Source organism: Streptomyces sp. WMMC940 (genome assembly GCF_027460265.1).
Classification (GTDB): domain Bacteria; phylum Actinomycetota; class Actinomycetes; order Streptomycetales; family Streptomycetaceae; genus Streptomyces.
The window spans coordinates 1,018,716-1,034,745 of sequence record NZ_JAPZBC010000001.1 but is presented as its reverse complement, the minus strand read 5'-3'; the positions used below and the strand labels follow the sequence as shown (position 1 = coordinate 1,034,745).

Annotated in this window: 17 protein-coding genes and 1 tRNA gene; 11 read left to right on the top strand and 7 right to left on the bottom strand. The window is 69.2% G+C overall.

The window, feature by feature from the left end:
- Window positions 1-61 precede the first annotated feature (61 nt).
- The 7 genes from O7595_RS04675 to O7595_RS04645 all read left to right on the top strand — a co-directional run bounded on the left by O7595_RS04675 (window position 62) and on the right by O7595_RS04645 (window position 4,312).
- Window positions 62-1,219 carry a radical SAM protein gene (locus tag O7595_RS04675; RefSeq protein WP_269727454.1) on the top strand — a complete coding sequence of 386 codons (1,158 nt, stop codon included), beginning with the start codon at window positions 62-64 and terminating at the stop codon, window positions 1,217-1,219.
- Window positions 1,212-1,787 (top strand): 3'-5' exonuclease, encoded by a 576-nt coding sequence (locus O7595_RS04670; RefSeq protein WP_269727453.1) that lies wholly within the window; start codon window positions 1,212-1,214, stop codon window positions 1,785-1,787. The genes O7595_RS04675 and O7595_RS04670 overlap by 8 nt, the downstream gene beginning before the upstream one ends.
- Window positions 1,768-2,640, top strand: coding sequence for an aldo/keto reductase (locus O7595_RS04665; RefSeq protein WP_269727452.1), 873 nt, complete (start codon window positions 1,768-1,770; stop codon window positions 2,638-2,640). The genes O7595_RS04670 and O7595_RS04665 overlap by 20 nt, the downstream gene beginning before the upstream one ends.
- Complete coding sequence (gene tmk, locus O7595_RS04660) at window positions 2,618-3,259, top strand: dTMP kinase (protein WP_269727451.1); 642 nt, start codon at window positions 2,618-2,620, stop codon at window positions 3,257-3,259. The genes O7595_RS04665 and tmk overlap by 23 nt, the downstream gene beginning before the upstream one ends.
- A 5-nt stretch (window positions 3,260-3,264) precedes the next feature.
- Window positions 3,265-3,417, top strand: coding sequence for a hypothetical protein (locus O7595_RS04655; RefSeq protein WP_205035130.1), 153 nt, complete (start codon window positions 3,265-3,267; stop codon window positions 3,415-3,417).
- Between the two features lie 99 nt (window positions 3,418-3,516).
- Window positions 3,517-3,882, top strand: coding sequence for a recombinase family protein (locus tag O7595_RS04650; protein WP_269727450.1), 366 nt, complete (start codon window positions 3,517-3,519; stop codon window positions 3,880-3,882).
- The gene (locus tag O7595_RS04645; protein ID WP_269727449.1) at window positions 3,875-4,312 is read left to right on the top strand and encodes a hypothetical protein; all 438 of its coding nucleotides are present in this window, start codon (window positions 3,875-3,877) and stop codon (window positions 4,310-4,312) included. Before O7595_RS04650 ends, O7595_RS04645 begins: the two co-directional genes overlap by 8 nt.
- 9 nt (window positions 4,313-4,321) lie before the next feature.
- On the opposite strand, the gene O7595_RS04640 is transcribed toward O7595_RS04645, so the two are convergent.
- Window positions 4,322-5,118, bottom strand: a protein-coding gene (locus tag O7595_RS04640) for an IS5 family transposase (protein ID WP_269727288.1) whose coding sequence is annotated in 2 segments (ribosomal slippage) — window positions 4,322-4,780 and window positions 4,783-5,118 — 795 coding nt in all. Because the reading frame shifts where the segments join, the coding sequence is not laid out codon by codon here.
- 70 nt (window positions 5,119-5,188) lie between these two features.
- Window positions 5,189-5,572: a hypothetical protein gene (locus O7595_RS04635; protein WP_269727448.1), complete on the bottom strand. Its 384-nt coding sequence runs from the start codon at window positions 5,570-5,572 to the stop codon at window positions 5,189-5,191.
- Between the two features lie 72 nt (window positions 5,573-5,644).
- Here O7595_RS04635 and O7595_RS04630 point away from each other — a divergent pair, with 72 nt between their 5' ends.
- Window positions 5,645-6,415, top strand: a complete 771-nt coding sequence (locus O7595_RS04630) for a transposase (RefSeq protein ID WP_269727447.1) — start codon at window positions 5,645-5,647, stop codon at window positions 6,413-6,415.
- A 441-nt stretch (window positions 6,416-6,856) separates the two neighbouring features.
- On the opposite strand, the gene O7595_RS04625 is transcribed toward O7595_RS04630, so the two are convergent.
- Window positions 6,857-6,944, bottom strand: a tRNA-Leu gene (locus O7595_RS04625).
- 212 nt (window positions 6,945-7,156) lie between these two features.
- Here O7595_RS04625 and O7595_RS04620 point away from each other — a divergent pair.
- Window positions 7,157-8,464 carry a DUF2254 domain-containing protein gene (locus O7595_RS04620; RefSeq protein WP_269727446.1) on the top strand — a complete coding sequence of 436 codons (1,308 nt, stop codon included), beginning with the start codon at window positions 7,157-7,159 and terminating at the stop codon, window positions 8,462-8,464.
- 73 nt (window positions 8,465-8,537) lie between these two features.
- Here O7595_RS04620 and O7595_RS04615 read toward each other — a convergent pair whose 3' ends face one another.
- Window positions 8,538-10,154, bottom strand: coding sequence for an ADP-ribosyltransferase domain-containing protein (locus O7595_RS04615; RefSeq protein ID WP_269727445.1), 1,617 nt, complete (start codon window positions 10,152-10,154; stop codon window positions 8,538-8,540).
- Between the two features lie 186 nt (window positions 10,155-10,340).
- On the opposite strand from O7595_RS04615, the gene O7595_RS04610 reads away from it, so the two are divergent.
- Both O7595_RS04610 and O7595_RS04605 read left to right on the top strand, forming a co-directional pair.
- The gene (locus O7595_RS04610) at window positions 10,341-11,021 is read left to right on the top strand and encodes a macro domain-containing protein (RefSeq protein WP_269727444.1); all 681 of its coding nucleotides are present in this window, start codon (window positions 10,341-10,343) and stop codon (window positions 11,019-11,021) included.
- Window positions 11,022-11,465: 444 nt separating this feature from the next.
- A complete protein-coding gene (locus O7595_RS04605) occupies window positions 11,466-11,867 on the top strand; it encodes a hypothetical protein (protein WP_269727443.1) in 402 nt (133 codons plus the stop codon).
- Between the two features lie 242 nt (window positions 11,868-12,109).
- On the opposite strand, the gene O7595_RS04600 is transcribed toward O7595_RS04605, so the two are convergent.
- The 3 genes from O7595_RS04600 to O7595_RS04590 form a co-directional block, all read right to left on the bottom strand.
- Window positions 12,110-13,909 (bottom strand): vWA domain-containing protein, encoded by a 1,800-nt coding sequence (locus O7595_RS04600; RefSeq protein ID WP_269727442.1) that lies wholly within the window; start codon window positions 13,907-13,909, stop codon window positions 12,110-12,112.
- Complete coding sequence (locus tag O7595_RS04595; RefSeq protein WP_269727441.1) at window positions 13,906-14,967, bottom strand: ATP-binding protein; 1,062 nt, start codon at window positions 14,965-14,967, stop codon at window positions 13,906-13,908. Before O7595_RS04595 ends, O7595_RS04600 begins: the two co-directional genes overlap by 4 nt.
- A 260-nt stretch (window positions 14,968-15,227) precedes the next feature.
- Window positions 15,228-15,938 carry a PepSY domain-containing protein gene (locus O7595_RS04590; protein WP_269727440.1) on the bottom strand — a complete coding sequence of 237 codons (711 nt, stop codon included), beginning with the start codon at window positions 15,936-15,938 and terminating at the stop codon, window positions 15,228-15,230.
- Window positions 15,939-16,030: the final 92 nt, after the last annotated feature.

Genomic DNA, 16,030 nt, shown 5'->3' with positions numbered 1-16,030 from the left:
CCCTACTCTCCCGTTGGGGACGCCGAACCGCGTCCGCCGTCAAGGGACTTGGGAGTAGCCAGTGGCGACCCGTGTTGCCCTGCTGAGCAGGGATCAGATCGACCAACTGCCGGAACGCGCCCGCGAAGTCGTGGAGTACCGCAAGAGCGGCCTCAGCCTGAACCACATCCAGGGGTGTCCGCTGGACTGCGCGTACTGCATCCGGCACACCTACGGCCTGTGGGACCAGCGCGTGCCGCGGGCGCTCATGAGCGACGCTCATGCCGTCGAGGAGCTGGTCACTCACCGATACTTTCAGCCGCACATCACACCGGTGCAGGTGTTCAACCGGGCTACCGACCCGTTCCTCGCGGTCGTCCGGCCGCACACGCTGGCCGTGCTGGAGGACCTGGACGAGCGCGAGTTGACCAACCACGTCCTCGTCATCACGCGCCACCAGATGAAGCCCGAGGACATCGAGCGCCTGAACCAGCTCCGGCACATCAAGCTCACGCTGCTGTTCACGTACAGCGGCATCGACAATCGAGAAGTCGAGCCGTACCCGTCGAGCGTGGCCGCCGACTCCTTGAAGCTCATGAGCAGGCCGGAGCACCGGCGGTACCGCACAGTCCTCTACTGGCGTCCGCTGGTGCCAGGCCTCAACGACACAGACGAACACCTTGACCAGGCGTACAAGCTCGCCCAGCACGCCGACGCCACGGTGTTCACCGGCCTGTTCTACCGCGACCAGATCGCCGAGTACTACAAGGCCAACGGCTTGCCCGAGCCGTACACGGACACCGCGCGCCGGAAGATCGTGCCCGAGACGCTGGAGCAGCGGGTGCTGGCCACGTTCGACGCTGCGACGCCGCTCTTCCGCAAGACCAGCTGCGCGGTCGCCTACACGCACGGTCTTCCCGACTACAACGGCCACTACGGGATTCCAGAACTGTGCGACATCTGCCCGTTGAGTCAACTTGAACTGTGCGCCGGCGCCCACCGGGTGCCGACGGCTCAGCAGGTGCGGGAGGTCGCGGGCGGCCTGTCCGAGGCGCGTGGTCTCGTAGTCGTGGACATCACCGAGCGGGCGGCCGTGGTGTCCGGCCTGGAGACCGAGCAGCCGCGCTACTACCTGCAACACGCCCTCGGCTTCCAGGTTCACGACGTGCGCCACCCGCACCGTGAACGTCGGCACGGCCGTGCCGACATCGGCTGGAAGGGCGAGAAGCAAGGTGACTGACTGGACGAGCCTCAACTTCGTGGTGGTCGACGTGGAGGGCAACGGCCAGCAGCCGCCCGACCTGGTGGAGCTGGCCGCCGTGCCAGTGGTCGGCGGGGTCATCGGAGAGCCGATGAGCTGGCTGGTGAAGCCGGAGACGCCCATCAAGTACTTCGCCACCCGAATTCATGGCCTGAGCAGCAAGGACGTGGCCAACTGCCCCTCGTTCGAGGCGGTCAAGGTCGATGTCCTCACGGCGCTGAGTCACCCGGCGATCGTGGCGCACAATGCCCACGTTGACGTTGGCGTGCTTCAGCGCAAGCTCACCGGCTGGGAACCGCCGGAGGTGTTCGACACCCTCAAGCTCGCGCGTCGGTTGATGCCCGGCATGGACAGCTACCGACTCGGCAGCTTGGTCGAGGTGTTCAGCCTGGCCGAGGGACTGCCGGAAGACCTCTCGCCCCACCGGGCGACGTATGACGCACTGGTTGCCGCCCGGTTGTTCGTGCTGCTCGCCACCAAGGCGCACAGCCTGGAAGAGCTGCGCGGCCAGCCTCCCGAGAAGGTCGATGAAGATGTTCTCTTCTAGCGGCAGGCGCATCGGCTTCGGCTCCATGCAGCACACCGGCCCCGGCCATTGGGCAGCACCGGACAACCCGGAACAGGCCATGCAGGTACTCCGCGATGCTGTCGACGCGGGCGTGACACACATCGACACCGCCGACGCCTACGGCCCATTCACTGCGGAGAAGTACATCCGCAAGGCGTTGCGTCCGTACCCCGAAGGCTTGGTCATCGCCACTAAGGGCGGCCTGACACGGCAAGGCCCCAACCAGTGGTCGCCCTGTGGCCAGCCGAACTACCTGCGCCAGTGCGTCGAGATGAGTCTCCGACGGCTCCAGGTCGAACGGATCGACCTCTACTACCTGCACCGTATCGACCCCGCGGTTCCGCTGGAAGACCAGCTCGGCGTGCTGCGGGACATGCAGGCCGAAGGGAAAATCCACCACGTCGGGTTGTCCAAGGTGACCGTGGAACAGCTCCGCACAGCCAGCGAGCTGGTTGACGTCGCGGCCGTACAGAACAAGTACAACGTCGCCAACCAGACGTCAGAAGACGTGCTCCGGCACTGCGAGGCGACCGGCATCTCCTTCGTGCCTTACGCCCCGCTGGCAACGGGTCGGCTCGCAGAACCCCGCAGCGTGCTTCACGAGCTGGCTGCCGAGTACGGCGCGACACCGGCTCAACTCGCGTTGGCGTGGCTGTTGCACCGGTCGCCCGTGGCAGCGCCGATCCCCGGAACCGGTAGCAGCACACGCCTCTACGAGAACCTGGCGGCCGAACAGATCAGCCTCACCACCGAAGCGATGACCGCTATCGAACTGGCGGCCACCGGCCAGAAGCCGGAAGGGGGCCAGAATGAGTCTCAGGCCCTTCTCTGATCACCAGCGCGGCCTCTTCGTCAGCGTCGACGGGCCGAGCGGCGCAGGGAAGTCCACGATCGTCCAGCACCTCGCGCAACTTCTGGTGGCTGCTGGCGAAGAGGTCCACGTCACGGCTGAGCCAAGCGAAGGTCCCATCGGCGCGCTGTGCCGCGAACTGACCGAGACGACCACTGGTCACACCCTTGCGTGCCTGTACGCGGCTGACCGCTACCACCACCTTGAGGCGGAAGTCCGGCCCAACACCGAGGCCGGCCGTGTCGTCTTGAGTGACAGGTACATCCCGTCAGGTCTCGTGATGCAGCGCTTCGACGGCATCGACCCGGCGTTCCTCTGGCGACTGAATGCCGAGGCTGACCGGCCCGACCTCGCCGTCATCCTGGAAGCCGACCCCGAGGTCATCTCGGAACGGCTCCAGGAGCGCGGGCCACACAACCGTTTCCAGCTCTCGCCAGGCAGCTCGCACGCTGAGACACACTTCTACCGACAGGCCACCGAGCGGTTGATCCAGGCGGACTTCGACGTGCTGCGGGTGGACGTGAACAAACGACCTCCCGAGCAGTCCGCGGCACTAATCCGTGACCGGCTGCTGACCTTCTTCGCTCCTGCTGCGGGGTGAGGGGCATGGTCGAGGCGAGTAGCGGAGTCGACGTGCTTCACCAGCTCGCCACCGTGGTTCTGAACGGGCACACCAACGACCTCGGCCTGCGTGCCGTGTGCGGCTGTGCCTTCCCGTGCGCGCGAGCGGTGCTCGCGGAGCACAACCTCGCGCTCTGACGCGACCACCAAGAAGCCGGGCAGACCGGCGATGCCTGGACGCCTACCGCAGGTACGAACCCGTCGCCGGTCTGCTCATCAAGCGTACGGAGAACAACGGTGAAGCCCTTGATCTACGGCTACATGCGGGTAGCCAGTGATGCGACGGACGACAAGCTTGACGACATCGAGCAGCAGATGCGGAGCTTCGCGGAGGTCGAGGCCTTCTGTTACGCCACCACGTTCTACGAATGCCAGAACGGATCACAGGCGGCCTTCAACGCGCTGACCGAAGAACTCAAGCGCACCGAGGCGCATCACGTCGTCGTGCCGTCCATGAGCCACATCTCAACTCACCCGATCTTGCTGGCCCATATGGTGCAGCGGCTGGAGTTGGACGCTGCTGCTCAAGTGGTTGAGCTGTGCGACGTGGCCGAGCACGCCAAAGAACGGGTCGGCAATCTTCGCCCCGCGGTCGATGACTGAGCGGCCCCATCCCAAGGCGGTAGCCGACCTCACCTTGGCCGCTACTGCCACGGCTGCGAACATCGGCACGATGTTTCTCCGCTACACCCTCGCCGAGTGGGAGCACGGCCAGCTGAACGACAACGGCGAAGCTGTACTCACCGAGCTGATCGGCCAGGCCGTGAACCTGACCGGCGTGCCCGACCCTTCCCCGCACTGGGTAGAGCTGGCTGATCTCGCCCTCATCCGCGTGCGCCTGGTGCTGTTTGAGCACGGCGTTATTGTCGAAGTGGCCGACCGTCACAACCAACCGCCGACTTGGCCCGACGCCGTAACTTCACTGTGTTCACGGTGGAACTGCTACCCAACCAACGTCGGCCGCGTGGTGTGGTGCGAGCTGGAGCGACCGGCCTACGAACTGACTGAGCACGGCCTAAGAGTTGTCCCGTAAGACGTCGTCTCATTTGGTGAGTCTGCGGTAGCAGATGAGGCTGCAGGCGATGGCGGTGAAGGCCAGGAAGTGTTCGGCCTTGCGTTCGTAGCGGCGGTGTAGACGGCGGCAGCCGCCCAGCCAGGACATCGTGCGCTCGATGGTCCAGCGATGCCGGCCCAGCCGGGTGGAGGACTCGATGCCCTTGCGGGCGATGCGGTGCCGGATGCCTCGCTTGCGCAGCCATCGGCGCAGGTGGTCGTAGTCGTAGCCTTTGTCCGCGTGGAGCTTGGCGGGCCGTCGTCTGCGCGGGCCGCGACGGGAGCGGATCGGCGGAATGCCGCACACGAGCGGCTCGAGCGCCTGGCTGTCGTGCAGGTTCGCGCCGGAGATCCCGACGGAGAGGGGTAAACCGGTCCGCTCAGTGATCAAGTGGATCTTCGAGCCCTTCTTGCCCCGGTCTACAGGATTCGGACCTGTCAGGTCCCCCCTTTCAGGGCCCGCATGTTCACCGAGTCGATCGCGCAACGCGACCAGTCCAGCTCTCCGCGCGAACCCAGCTCGTCGAGTATGACGCGGTGCAGCTTCGCCCAGACCCGGGCGGCGGTCCACTCGGTGAAACGCCGGTGCGCGGTCGGCCCCGACGGGCCGAAGACCGGCGGCAACTGCCGCCAAGTGCAGCCTGTTGTGGCCACGAAGATGATCGCGGCCAGTACCTCACGATCCCCGTACCGGCGTCGGCCGCCGCCCTGCGGCCGTGTTGGAGCGGGAGGGACCACCCGCTGGAACAGTTCCCACAGCTCGTCCGGCACCATGCGCTCGACCATCACCACACAGTGCAGACTACCCAGCACCCCAAATGAGACGACGTCTAAGTGGGTTCCGCAGTCGGGGGCTTCAGAGGAAGGCCAGCGGGACGTCCTTCTCGATGCAGAGCCGCAGGACGCCCGCCAGCTGGCGGGCGTCCTCGATCTGCTGCCGGAGGAGCTGGTCGTCGCCCTCTCGTGCCCACTGGTCGGTGATGGCCTCCAGCCGGACCAGGATCGACGCGCACTCGTCAGGCGAGAGGTCGTTACCTCCGGCATCCGGATGATCCAGGAGTGGCTCCAGGGCGGTGGACACTTCACTCCACGGGCGCTCGCCGCCGAAGCCTCGCATCTCGGAGAGGACGAACCCCTCGGTCTCGGCCAGACGCCGCCGGAACGCGGCAAAGCCGCTGTAGGGCCAGGAGACATCCGGACTGCTGTTGTCTCCGTCGCCCGGGAAAAGAACCAGTCCCATGTGCCCTCCCTGCTTGCCGAGCACACAGGATCGGGGACGCCGGGTAGCGTCTGCAACTGAGATGATCTTGGTGTGGCTGGTGTGATCACGGTGTCGGAGCCGTCTTGGATAGCCCCGTTCACCGGGCTGAGCCCGCGGCAGTTCGGCAAGCTGGTGACCGTGCTGCGGCGCCAGGGTGCGGACGCGGTCCGCAGGGGCCGGCCGTGGAGCCTTCCGCTGGAGGACCGGACACTGCTGGTCGCCGCGTACTGGCGCACGAACCTCACCATGCGGCAGCTCGCCCCGCTGTTCGGGGTGTCCAAGTCGGCAGCAGACCGGATCATCGACCACCTCGGGCCGATGCTCGCCCTCCAGCCCCGCAAGCGGTTCGCCAAGGACACCGTGCTCATCGTCGACGGCACCCTGGTCCCCACCCGCGACCACACCATCGCCGAGCGGTCGAAGAACTACCGGTACTCCACCAACCACCAGGTCGTCATCGACGCCGACACCCGTCTGGTCGTCGTGGTCGGCCGGCCGCTCGCCGGGAACCGCAACGACTGCAAGGCGTGGGAGGAATCCGGCGCCAAAGCCGCCGTCGGCAATACCCTCACGATCGCCGACGGCGGCTACCCGGGCACCGGGCTGGTCATCCCGCACCGCCGCGAGCGCGGCCAGAGCGAACTCCCGGCCTGGAAAGAGGAACACAACAAGTCCCACAAGCAGGTCCGCGCCCGCGTCGAGCACGTCTTCGCCCGCATGAAGACCTGGAAGATCCTCCGCGACTGCCGTCTCAAAGGCGATGGCGTCCACCACGCCATGCTTGGCATTGCCCGGCTGCACAACCTCGCCCTCGCCGGATAGATCAGCGGGCCACACTGTGGCCAACCATGCCCGAGACGATCCGGAGATCATTTACGGGACAACTCTTACTGCTCTGCGCCAACGCGCACCGGCTGTACCTCAGCGCACCGCCCGATGTCCGCCGACAGCTCAACCAAGCCGTCTTCGCCCGCTTCTGGATCATGGATGACCAGGTGCAGGGCGCGGACCTCACTGAGGGCTTCGCCCACCTGCTCGACCCTGGCATTGCCGCAGGGCTGGCAGAGCCGAGCGAGGACGAAGCCGCGAAGATCGAAACCCGCCCGCGCGCCGCCAGGGGCCGGGGGCGGTCCACTGGCACGCAACGCGCCAACCTGGAAGTGGTGCGGCCCGGGGACGCCATACAGCGGCCCCACGGCCCCCTTCCCGCCGATACGACGAACCCCGGACCCAACCGGGACCGGGGTTCAAACGTGACCGTTTTGGTGTCCGAGGGGGGACTTGAACCCCCACGCCCGATAAAGGGCACTAGCACCTCAAGCTAGCGCGTCTGCCATTCCGCCACCCGGACCAGGTGTTTTGTCGAACCCGGGGTGTTCCCCGCGGCGACATGGATAACTCTACCAGGGGTTCGAGGTGCCTCTGAACCGCATTTTCCGTGGTCAGTGGGGTGGGGCGGCGGATGAGCTGCCCCATCGGGCCGTCCCTCGCGCCCGCCCGAATTGGACGCACGGAGAGTGATCGTATGTGTACGTGACGTATGTCGTCGTCTAGCCTCACGGCGTGAGCCGTGAACTTCGTCATCGCAGTCCGCGTGCACTGTCGCCGCTTCGGGAGCATCTGCGCGACACCTTCTGGTTCGCGCCGACCACGGCCCTGTCGCTCGTTTTCCTGCTCTGGGGGGTCGCCGACACCCTCGATGCCGCGATCGTGGACGCCCTGAGGGAGGACGGGGACCTCGAGGGCGTCCGCAACCTGATGGCCATCGCCGAGGACGCCCGGACCATCGTCACCACCGTCAGCGCGGCGATGATGACCTTCATCGGCGTCGTCTTCAGCATCTCGCTGGTCGCCGTCCAGATGGCCGCCGGGAACTTCACGCCCCGCATCGTGCGGATCTTCATCCGGAGCAGGATCAGCAAGCTCACCTTCGCGGTGTTCCTGGCGACGTTCCTGCTGTCGCTGCTGGTCCTCACCTCGTACGAGAGCGAGGCCGACCCGCGGGACGTCATGACCGTGCCGGTGGTGCAGAGCGCCCTGACCGTCGTCATGGTCCTGCTCAGCCTGGTGCTGTTCATCGCGTACGTCACCCAGACCCTGCAGCTGATGAAGGTCGGGCCCGTCGTCGAGCGGATCAACAGGGAGTCGCTCGATGAGGTGGCGAGAATGCCCGTCCAAGGGCCCGATGGGGCACCCCTGGCGCCCGAGATCGCGCGCATGAGCCACCAGGGGCATGCCGGCGTTCTGCGGGACGTGCACATCGCGCGGCTGGTGCGCGTCGCCCGGCGGAACGGGGTGGTGCTGCGGCTCATCCCCCGGATCGGGGACCACGTGGTGCCCGGTACGCCCGTGCTCGCGGTGCACGGGCCGCGCGTGCCCGTCCGGTCGGCGCTGCGGCACAGCGTGTCGGTCGGGGTCGAGCGCAGCTTCCACCAGGACCTGGGCTTCGGACTGCGGCAGCTGTCCGACATCGCGCTGCGGGCGCTGTCGCCCGCCGTGAACGATCCGACCACCGCCGTGCAGTGCCTCGACCGGATCGTGGAGTTCCTCGCGGCGGTCGCCGTACGCCCCCTGGGCGCGGTGCACCACCGGGACCGCAAGGGCGTCGTGCGGCTGGTGCAGAACGTCCCCGGCTGGACCGATCTCGTCGATCTCGGGCTCACCGAGATCCGCGGGTGCGCCACGGCAAGCCCACAGGTCTCCCGCCGGATGCTGGCCGGCATCGACGATCTGCTGCGGCTGGTGCCGGAGGAACGGCGTGCCCCGCTGGTTCGGCACCGGGCGCTTCTGGTGCAGGCCCTGGAACGGACGCTGCCCGAGGCGGCCGAGCGCGCGTTCGCGTTGCGGCCCGACCGCCAGGGCATCGGCTGAGCGTGTTGCGCAATGTCTGAGCCGGTGCCTGCTCCCCGCCCCCCGGGCAGCGACGTATCCGCCCGTGGTGCGTTCAGGACACCAGAGGCGGCTCGTCCAGCTCCGTCAGCCGTACGGTGCACAGGCCGCCGCGTTCGACCCTGACGTCCGTCACCTTCAGCTGGGTACCGGGCAGGAGGATGAACTCGTCCTCCCCGGTGAACGCGGAGAAGTCGCGGATGCCCACGGCCCGGGCGGGGACCACCTCGAACAGCGTCCGCTTGCCGCGGCTGCCGAGGAACGCCTTGGCCACGCCGAGTTCGGACGTGCACGAGGACACACCCCACCAGGTCACCGTCCGGCCGAGCGGATACTGCGCACGCAGGTCGAGCGGCACCCCGCGCCACAACGGCCGGGTGCGGACGGGCAGTTGCGACACCGCGGAGAACAGCAGTCGCAGATACGGCAGGTACGGGACGAGTCCGGTCCGGTCCGAGGAGCGCAGCACGGCGTTGATCTCCCGGTAGAACGCGGATTCACAGGTGTAGAGGTGGAGGGCGGCGATCGCGTCGGCGGAGAGGCCGCCGGACGCCCCGTCCGCCCGCAGCTTGCCGAACTCGTGCGATCGGTCGACGTGACGAGCCAGCCCGGACAGCAGCGTGGTGACCGGGGCGACGGCTCCACGGAGGTCCATGAGGGGGGTGTCGAACACACCCGTGATAGCGGGGAGGACGAGTCCTTCGTCCTTCACCCCGGAGAGCCGGTCGAGATACAGCTGGTGCAGTTCCATCGTGGACGCGATGAACGCGCCCATGCGTGCGGCAGCGGCACCGCGTGCCCCGCCGTCCTCGGCGGCGAGCTCGTGCCAGCCGGTGCTCGGCAGCCAGTCGATCCCGTCGGCACCCAGCGATGCGAGCGCGTCGTTCACCGTCCCGAGATGGTCGCCGTCGCAGAAGATGTCGCCCTGCGCCGCGGGGTTGGCGTGGTCGATGTGCCGGACGTCGACCTCGGGGTACTTCTTCTGGAGCTCCAGAACGACCTTCTTCAGACTCCGCGCGTGCGCCCCCCACCACGCGAAGACGACCCCACGGTCCTCCTCGTCCGCCGTCTGCTTGGCCTTCAGGATTCCCTCGACGATCCGCTCGGCGACCGGCCGCCAGAACCTGGTGTGACGGTCGGTGCCGATCGCCCCGTCGCTGTTGGCCGTCAGCGCCGCGTTCAGCAGCAGAACGCCCTGGGTGAGCATCGCCTGGAACCACTCCGGCGGCTGGACCGTGTCGTGCTTCCTCAGCAGCGCTCGCACGTCGGCTATCGGGGTCTTCTTGGGTATGCCGTACTTCCACATCGCCGCTGCCTTGATGAGGCAGCGGATGCTGACGACCCTGCCGAACTGGCCGTCCCTCCAGTCGTGGAAGGTGTTGTCGAACATGGCGATGCCGGTGGCGCTCTCGGGCCGCGGGTACGGGTTCTGACCGAAGACGACGACCTTCCACTTGTGCGGCGCGTTGGGTTTGAGCGCCTGGAAGGTCAGTTCGCGGACCGGGACGACCTCCGGGCGGCGGCCCGGGCCGATGAACTCGGCCGCGTCCTGCTGTGCTTCGATGACCGGCTTCAGCAGGGGAAGCCACGGTTCAGCGCCGCCCTCGAACAGTTCCGAGAGGGCCAGCGGGTCGTTCGGGCCGGACGGGGCGGGGGTGTGCACATCGCTCATGACGGACGGACTCCGGAGGGTCGAAGCGTGCTGGTGGAAGGGCTGATCCGAGCAGTGCCACGAGGCTATGCGGGCCCACTGACAGTCCCCTTCCGGCTGCCGCACACAGGGCGGGACGACTCCGTTGTCAGTGCCGGGCAGTAGCGTCCCGATCAGTTGAGTGACCGTTCCCGATCGGAGTGAACCGTGACCGCGGACCGTGTGCAGCCACGCCTCGAAGTGGTGCTGACCGATGTCAACAAGGCAGTGGTGGAGGCGTGGCGGGCCGCCTTCGCCGACATCCCGGGGATGGAGATCCGCCAGGGCTCGATCGTCGACGTGGACGTCGACGCATGGGTCAGTCCCACCAACTCCCGTGGGCGGATGGACGGTGGGGTCGACGCCGTCATCAAGCGGCATCTCGGCGCCGGCATCCAACTGCGGGTGCAGAGGGCGATCCGCAGCGGTTTCGACGGAGCGCTCCCGGTCGGCAGCGCGGTGTGCGTCCCGTCCGGGGCGGTCACCCCGAGGTTCCTGATCTCGACGCCGACGATGGAGTCGTCCTCGCAGAACGTCAGCGAGACCTTGAACGTGGCGCTTGCCTGCGCCGCCGCGTTCCAGGCGGTCCACCAGCAGAACAAGAAGGCGCCGGGCAGTGTCCGCTCGGTGGCGTTGGTGGGTATGGGCGCCAGGACCGGTCGGGTGCCGGCACGGGTGTGCGCCAATCTGATGTGGACGGGTTACACCCTCTTCCACGACTGTTCCTTCGACGACTACGACGAACTGCGCAACACGATCGTCGCGCAACTCGACGACATCGACAGCGCCCCTGTGGAGAGGCGGGTACGCATCGTGCCGCCCACGCGCACCGGGTCGCGTCGTCGATGAGCCGCTCGGATCCCGGAGTGGTTCGGCTCGCACGGTCGGCGGCGGGGCGTACGGTCGGCCGCCGTCTCGTGGGCGGGACGCGGCGTCGGCCGGTACGGCGGGGCGCCCCGGGTGCCGGTGCGCCATCGTATCCACCGCCCGGCCGGGACCCACCGCCCGGCCGGGACCCACCGCCCGGCCGGGACCCACCGCCCGGCCGGGACCCACCGCCCGGCCGGGACCCACCGCCCGGCCGGGACCCACCGCCCGGCCGGGACCCGCTTCGCCGGTGGCGAGGTGCCGCCACCGACCCGATCGGGGCATGGGGCAGGCAGTGGGACCGCTGCCGGTCGACCGGGGCCGGGCGAGGAGCAGGACGGGTGCGCCGGTGCGCCGTTCACCGCGAATTCAGCGGAGCCGGAGCACCGCTGATGCCGCGGGAACCCGCTGGTAGATTCGTCCGCCATGCGTTCACGTGAGTACGATCTCGACTTCCGCGACAGGGCCGGCCGGATACGCGCCTGGGGGATGGGTCTGCTGGCTGTCGCGACCTTTCAGTGGGCGTGGTGCGCCCTGCTGCTGCTCACGCCGTACACGGTCGACGAGGAGCCCGACGACCAGCACCCCGCGGAGTGCGAGTCGCGATTGCTGACCGAACACGGTACGGCCAACGAGGGCCTGCGGATGGGTGATTGGTGCCAGAACGAACGCGACTGGCCTGAAGCCCTGGTTGTGCTCGGACTGTCCGTACCGGTGTCGGTGGTCGGTGTCGGGCTCTTCACGAGCGGCAGTGTGAGTCTCCGGATGAGTGCCCATGCCGAGGCGATGCGGGAGCTGGACGAGCTCGTCGACGCACGGAAGGCGTAGTCCGGGGTCCTGAACCCCCTCATGACCGGCCGGATCGCGCAGCCCGGGGCCCGGAACCACGCTCCATGCGGTCACCGGGACCGATCCGGCCCGAGCCCCGGTCGCGAGGGTGCCCGTCGCCGGGGCGAGGTCGGGCGGTTCGGCGCCGGCCGGTGCTCGGCCGCATACGTTCCTCAAGTCGGTGTGAGATCGTCATGTCCCTTCAGCGGGCGGACTTTTCGAGCCGGGTGCCGCGGTCGGTCTCAGCTGAGGCGGAACACCGGCCCGCGGGGCGTGAAGGGGAGCGAGGCACCCTCCGGGACGAGATAGGCGTGTTCGGGCCGTACGCGCAGCACATCGCAGTGGCCGTCCGTGATGACGAGCACGGGCGCCGTCGCCGGGAAGTCCTCAGCGCGCCGCAGGAGGTCGACCCCCGGCTGGAGGACCGTGCCGCCGCGCCCGCGCACCCGGACCCGGCCCGCGATCTCCGCCGGCGGCAGATAGCCCGCGTCGTACGCGGCGGCGTCGCAGAAGACCACCCGGGCGGCCGGTACGTCCCGCGCCTCGGCGTACGAGGCGACGGCGCCGAGTGCCTTGCCGAGGAGCCGCGTGCCCATGGAGCCGGAGGTGTCCAGGACGACGCCGAAGGTGCACCGGGTGACCTCCTCGGGCGGGAAGTACCGTCCGGCGCGCGGGATGTCGGGGGTCGACGCCTGACGGCGGGCGGGCCGTGCGTAGCTGCGTACGGCCTCGGGGCGGGGCACGAACTCGTCGAACCAGCGCGCCAGTCGGGCGTCCCACGGAACCGGCGGGTGGGCGAGCGCCCGGATCTCCTGGACCAGTCCGGAGGGCAGCAGGCCGCGCCCGCCGCCCAGATGCAGATCGAGCCCCTGGACCAGGCCGCGCCGGTAGAACTCGTCGAGGTCCACCCAGTCACGGGGACGTCCGCCGAGCGGTTCGCCGAGGATGTCCCCGACGCCCTTGCCCCGGAGGGTGGCCAGCCGTCCGGTGCGGCGGGCGTCGGTGACGATCCGGTCGTACACCTCCTCCGCGGAGAGGTCCTTCAACGCCGGGTCGTACAGCAGCCCTTCGGGCATCGTGCCGACGCCCATCCCGACGAGCCAGCCGTTGATCACGTAGTCGGCGGCGACGTTGAACAGGTAGGGGTCGCGGCCTCCGCGCCGGTCACCGTGGCGCAGGGCGGCGTGCAGCATCTCGTGGGCCAGGACGAAGCGCCACTCCTCGTCGTCGTACCGCCGCAGCGGGTTGACGTAGATCTCGCCGGCCGTGGCGTCCACGGCGGCGACGGCGATGCCGTGCGCGCGGGAGAGTTCGGCGTCGGCGACGACCGTCATGCCGGACGCGATCCCGCCGAGAAGCGGGTACGAGGAGACGAACCAGCTGAGGGCGCGTTCCCAGGGCCGTGCGGGGAGCCGTTCACCGGTGAGCGTGTCGCGGCGGCCGCCCGCCAGGTCCATGGCGGCGGACACGGTGCGCGTGAGGGCGTGCGCGAAGGCCAGCTGCCAGTCGGCCGGAGTGTGCCACCGCGACCACGACACCAGGATCTGGTCGGGGGAGTCACCGCCCGTACCGCAGCCCTCGTACGCGGCGGGGATGCCGTCGCGGCGCCAGCGCTTCGCCAGCTGCTCCTCGTCGCCGTCGGGGTAGGAGGCAGGGAGGTGCTCGGGGGCACGCCCGACGGGGTAGGTGAGCAGGAAGCGGTTGACGACGGCACAGCGGGCGGCGAGGTCGGACCGGTCGGGCTGGACGCGGGGGCCCTTGTCCGCGGGGACGTGGCCGAAGCCGAGATGGATGAGGCAGTGGGCGATGGCCCACGCCCACTCGGCCGGCTCGGCACGGCGGTCGGGGTGGACATGGACCGTGCCGTTGGAGTCGACGGCGGCCAGGCCGTGGCGCGGGCCGAGAGCGCAGTCGCGGCTGCGGCAGACGTCGGCGTCCAGGGAAGCGAGGGCCGGGTTGCGCTTGACGGCGGCCAGACCGGCGAGGAAGGACTCGGCGGCCGGGTCGGGCCTTGCCTTCTTCCCGCGCGGCGTCCGGCTCACCGGCGGGCCTCGACCAGCCGCGGCATGTCGCGGGCGGCCTCGACGAGGAACCAGGCGGGCAGCACGGGCAGGCCGTCCTCGTCGTCCCGGATGACGGTCTGGGCGACCTCGACGGAGATCTCGGCGAGCTGGACGAGCAGCGCCTTGGCTCGGTGCGCGGTCTGCCGCAGAGCGGGCGGGATCTGGTCCTTGGCGGCGGGGAGTTCCTTGACCAGCCGGCCCCGGAAGGCGTCGGCGAGGTAGTAGAGCAGGTCGCGGTCCTCGATGCGGTTCGGCCAGGACGCGTCGCCCTTGATGATGGCGTCGATGCCGTACGCGTGCCGCACGATCTTTGCGTAGCCGCAGAAGGACACGGCGTGCGCGGGCGTGAGCGTGCCGTGCGCGACGATCCTGAGGGTCTCCTCGTCGAGCGTCGGACCGAAGGAGTGCAGGGCGTCGGAGAGCATGTGCCACGAGCGGGGGGTGGAGAAGGGCTCCTCCGTCTTCGGCGGCTGCGACCAGAGGTGGTCGGGCCGGTCGCTGACGTAGTCGACGACCCACGGGTGGATCCCGTTCTCGCCCGCCCATACGAGCCAGTCCGTGGCGGAGGCGCGCAGATGGACGTGGGTGAGGCGGTTGACCAGGGCGGAGGCGACGGGCCGGGCCAGCGCGTTGTCGGTGGCGCGGTTGCCGGCGCCGATGACGACGGAGCCCTCGGGGAGTTCGTAGGTTCCGATGCGCCGGTCGAGGATCAGGGAGTAGAACGCCTTCTGCACATCGGGGGTCGCGGCGTTCAGCTCGTCGAGGAACAGGCAGTACGGTTCGTCCCGCGCGATGGCCTCCGGCGGGCAGAAGACGGACCGTCCGTCACGGATCTGCGGGACGCCGATGAGGTCCTCGGGCGCGAGCTGGGTGCCGAGGAGGCTGACGCACTCGAGGCCGAGGGACTCGGCGAAGTTCCTTACGAGGGACGACTTGCCGATGCCTGGGGCACCCCACAGGAAGACGGGGCGCACCGTGGCGAGGCCGAGCAGCAGCTCGGGGACACGGGCGGGCGTGACGGAGACGGCTGCCTGCACGCTGAGGACTCCTGGGACGAGGCGAGGTCCGGTGCACCCGGACTGTTCGATGCGTCCGAACAGTCTGGACGTTCCGGACCTCTCGGCGCAGCCGGTTTATCGCCCGTGCGGCAGTGTGCCCGGCGGGGTCCGGACCGACGCCCGGGGCGTTCGACAGGCTCCGGGCGGCGCGGACCGGATCGACGCCGGGCGGGCGCGTCCGGCTCCGGCGAGCACCCCGCCCGGGCGTCGGGCGCCGAGTGTCCGGTCAGCGGGGAGGGTCAGCCCTTGTCCACCTGCTCGCGCAGCACCTCGCCGGTGGCGGCGTCGATGTCGAAGGCCGTCTTGCTCCAGTCCTGCTGGTTGACGACGTCCACCGACCACACGAGCGTGTTGTCCTCGTCACCCAGGTGGACGTCGGTGACGGTTCCCTGCTTCCTCTCCGTGGCCGTCTTCACCGCCTGCTCCGGCGACACCTGAGCCCTGGTCAGGCGGTCGGTGAGCTCACGCATGTCGTCCGCGTCCTGATCGGTCTCCGGCTGGGACCGCAGCACCGTGCCGGACACGCCGTCCACGAGGACCCGGTGGACCATGCCGTTCTGGCCGGCCACCTCGGCGGTCCACTCGGGACTGCCGGGGCTCGGTACGGGTGAGGCGGTGGCGCCGCCCTTGTAGCGCCGCAGCTCGATCGCGACCAGCTTGCTCCCGGCGACGGTGCCGAGGGCTGTGTCGGCGGCCTCGTCCCAGGGGACCTTGGCCGCCTTCACCAGCGACATGCGCGCGACCTGGTCGTCGGTGAGACGGGCCCCGGTGTCCGTGGGGTCCGGTGAAGCGGTGGGGCTGACGCCGGTTGGAGCCGCCGGCGTGGCGACGGCCGCCGGACCCTTGGTTCCCCCGTCGCTGCCGCAGCCGGTGACGAGCAGGGCGGAGCAGACGACGAGACATGCGGGCAGGGCGGAACGCAGACGGAGAGCATGCAGCGATTCGTTCATGTCGCCACGCGTAACCGCTGCCCCGGCGAGGCAGACCGGCCGCCCTGAAGATCACCCGTTCGCCGCCCCGACCGCCGCCGGGTCGCGGCCCA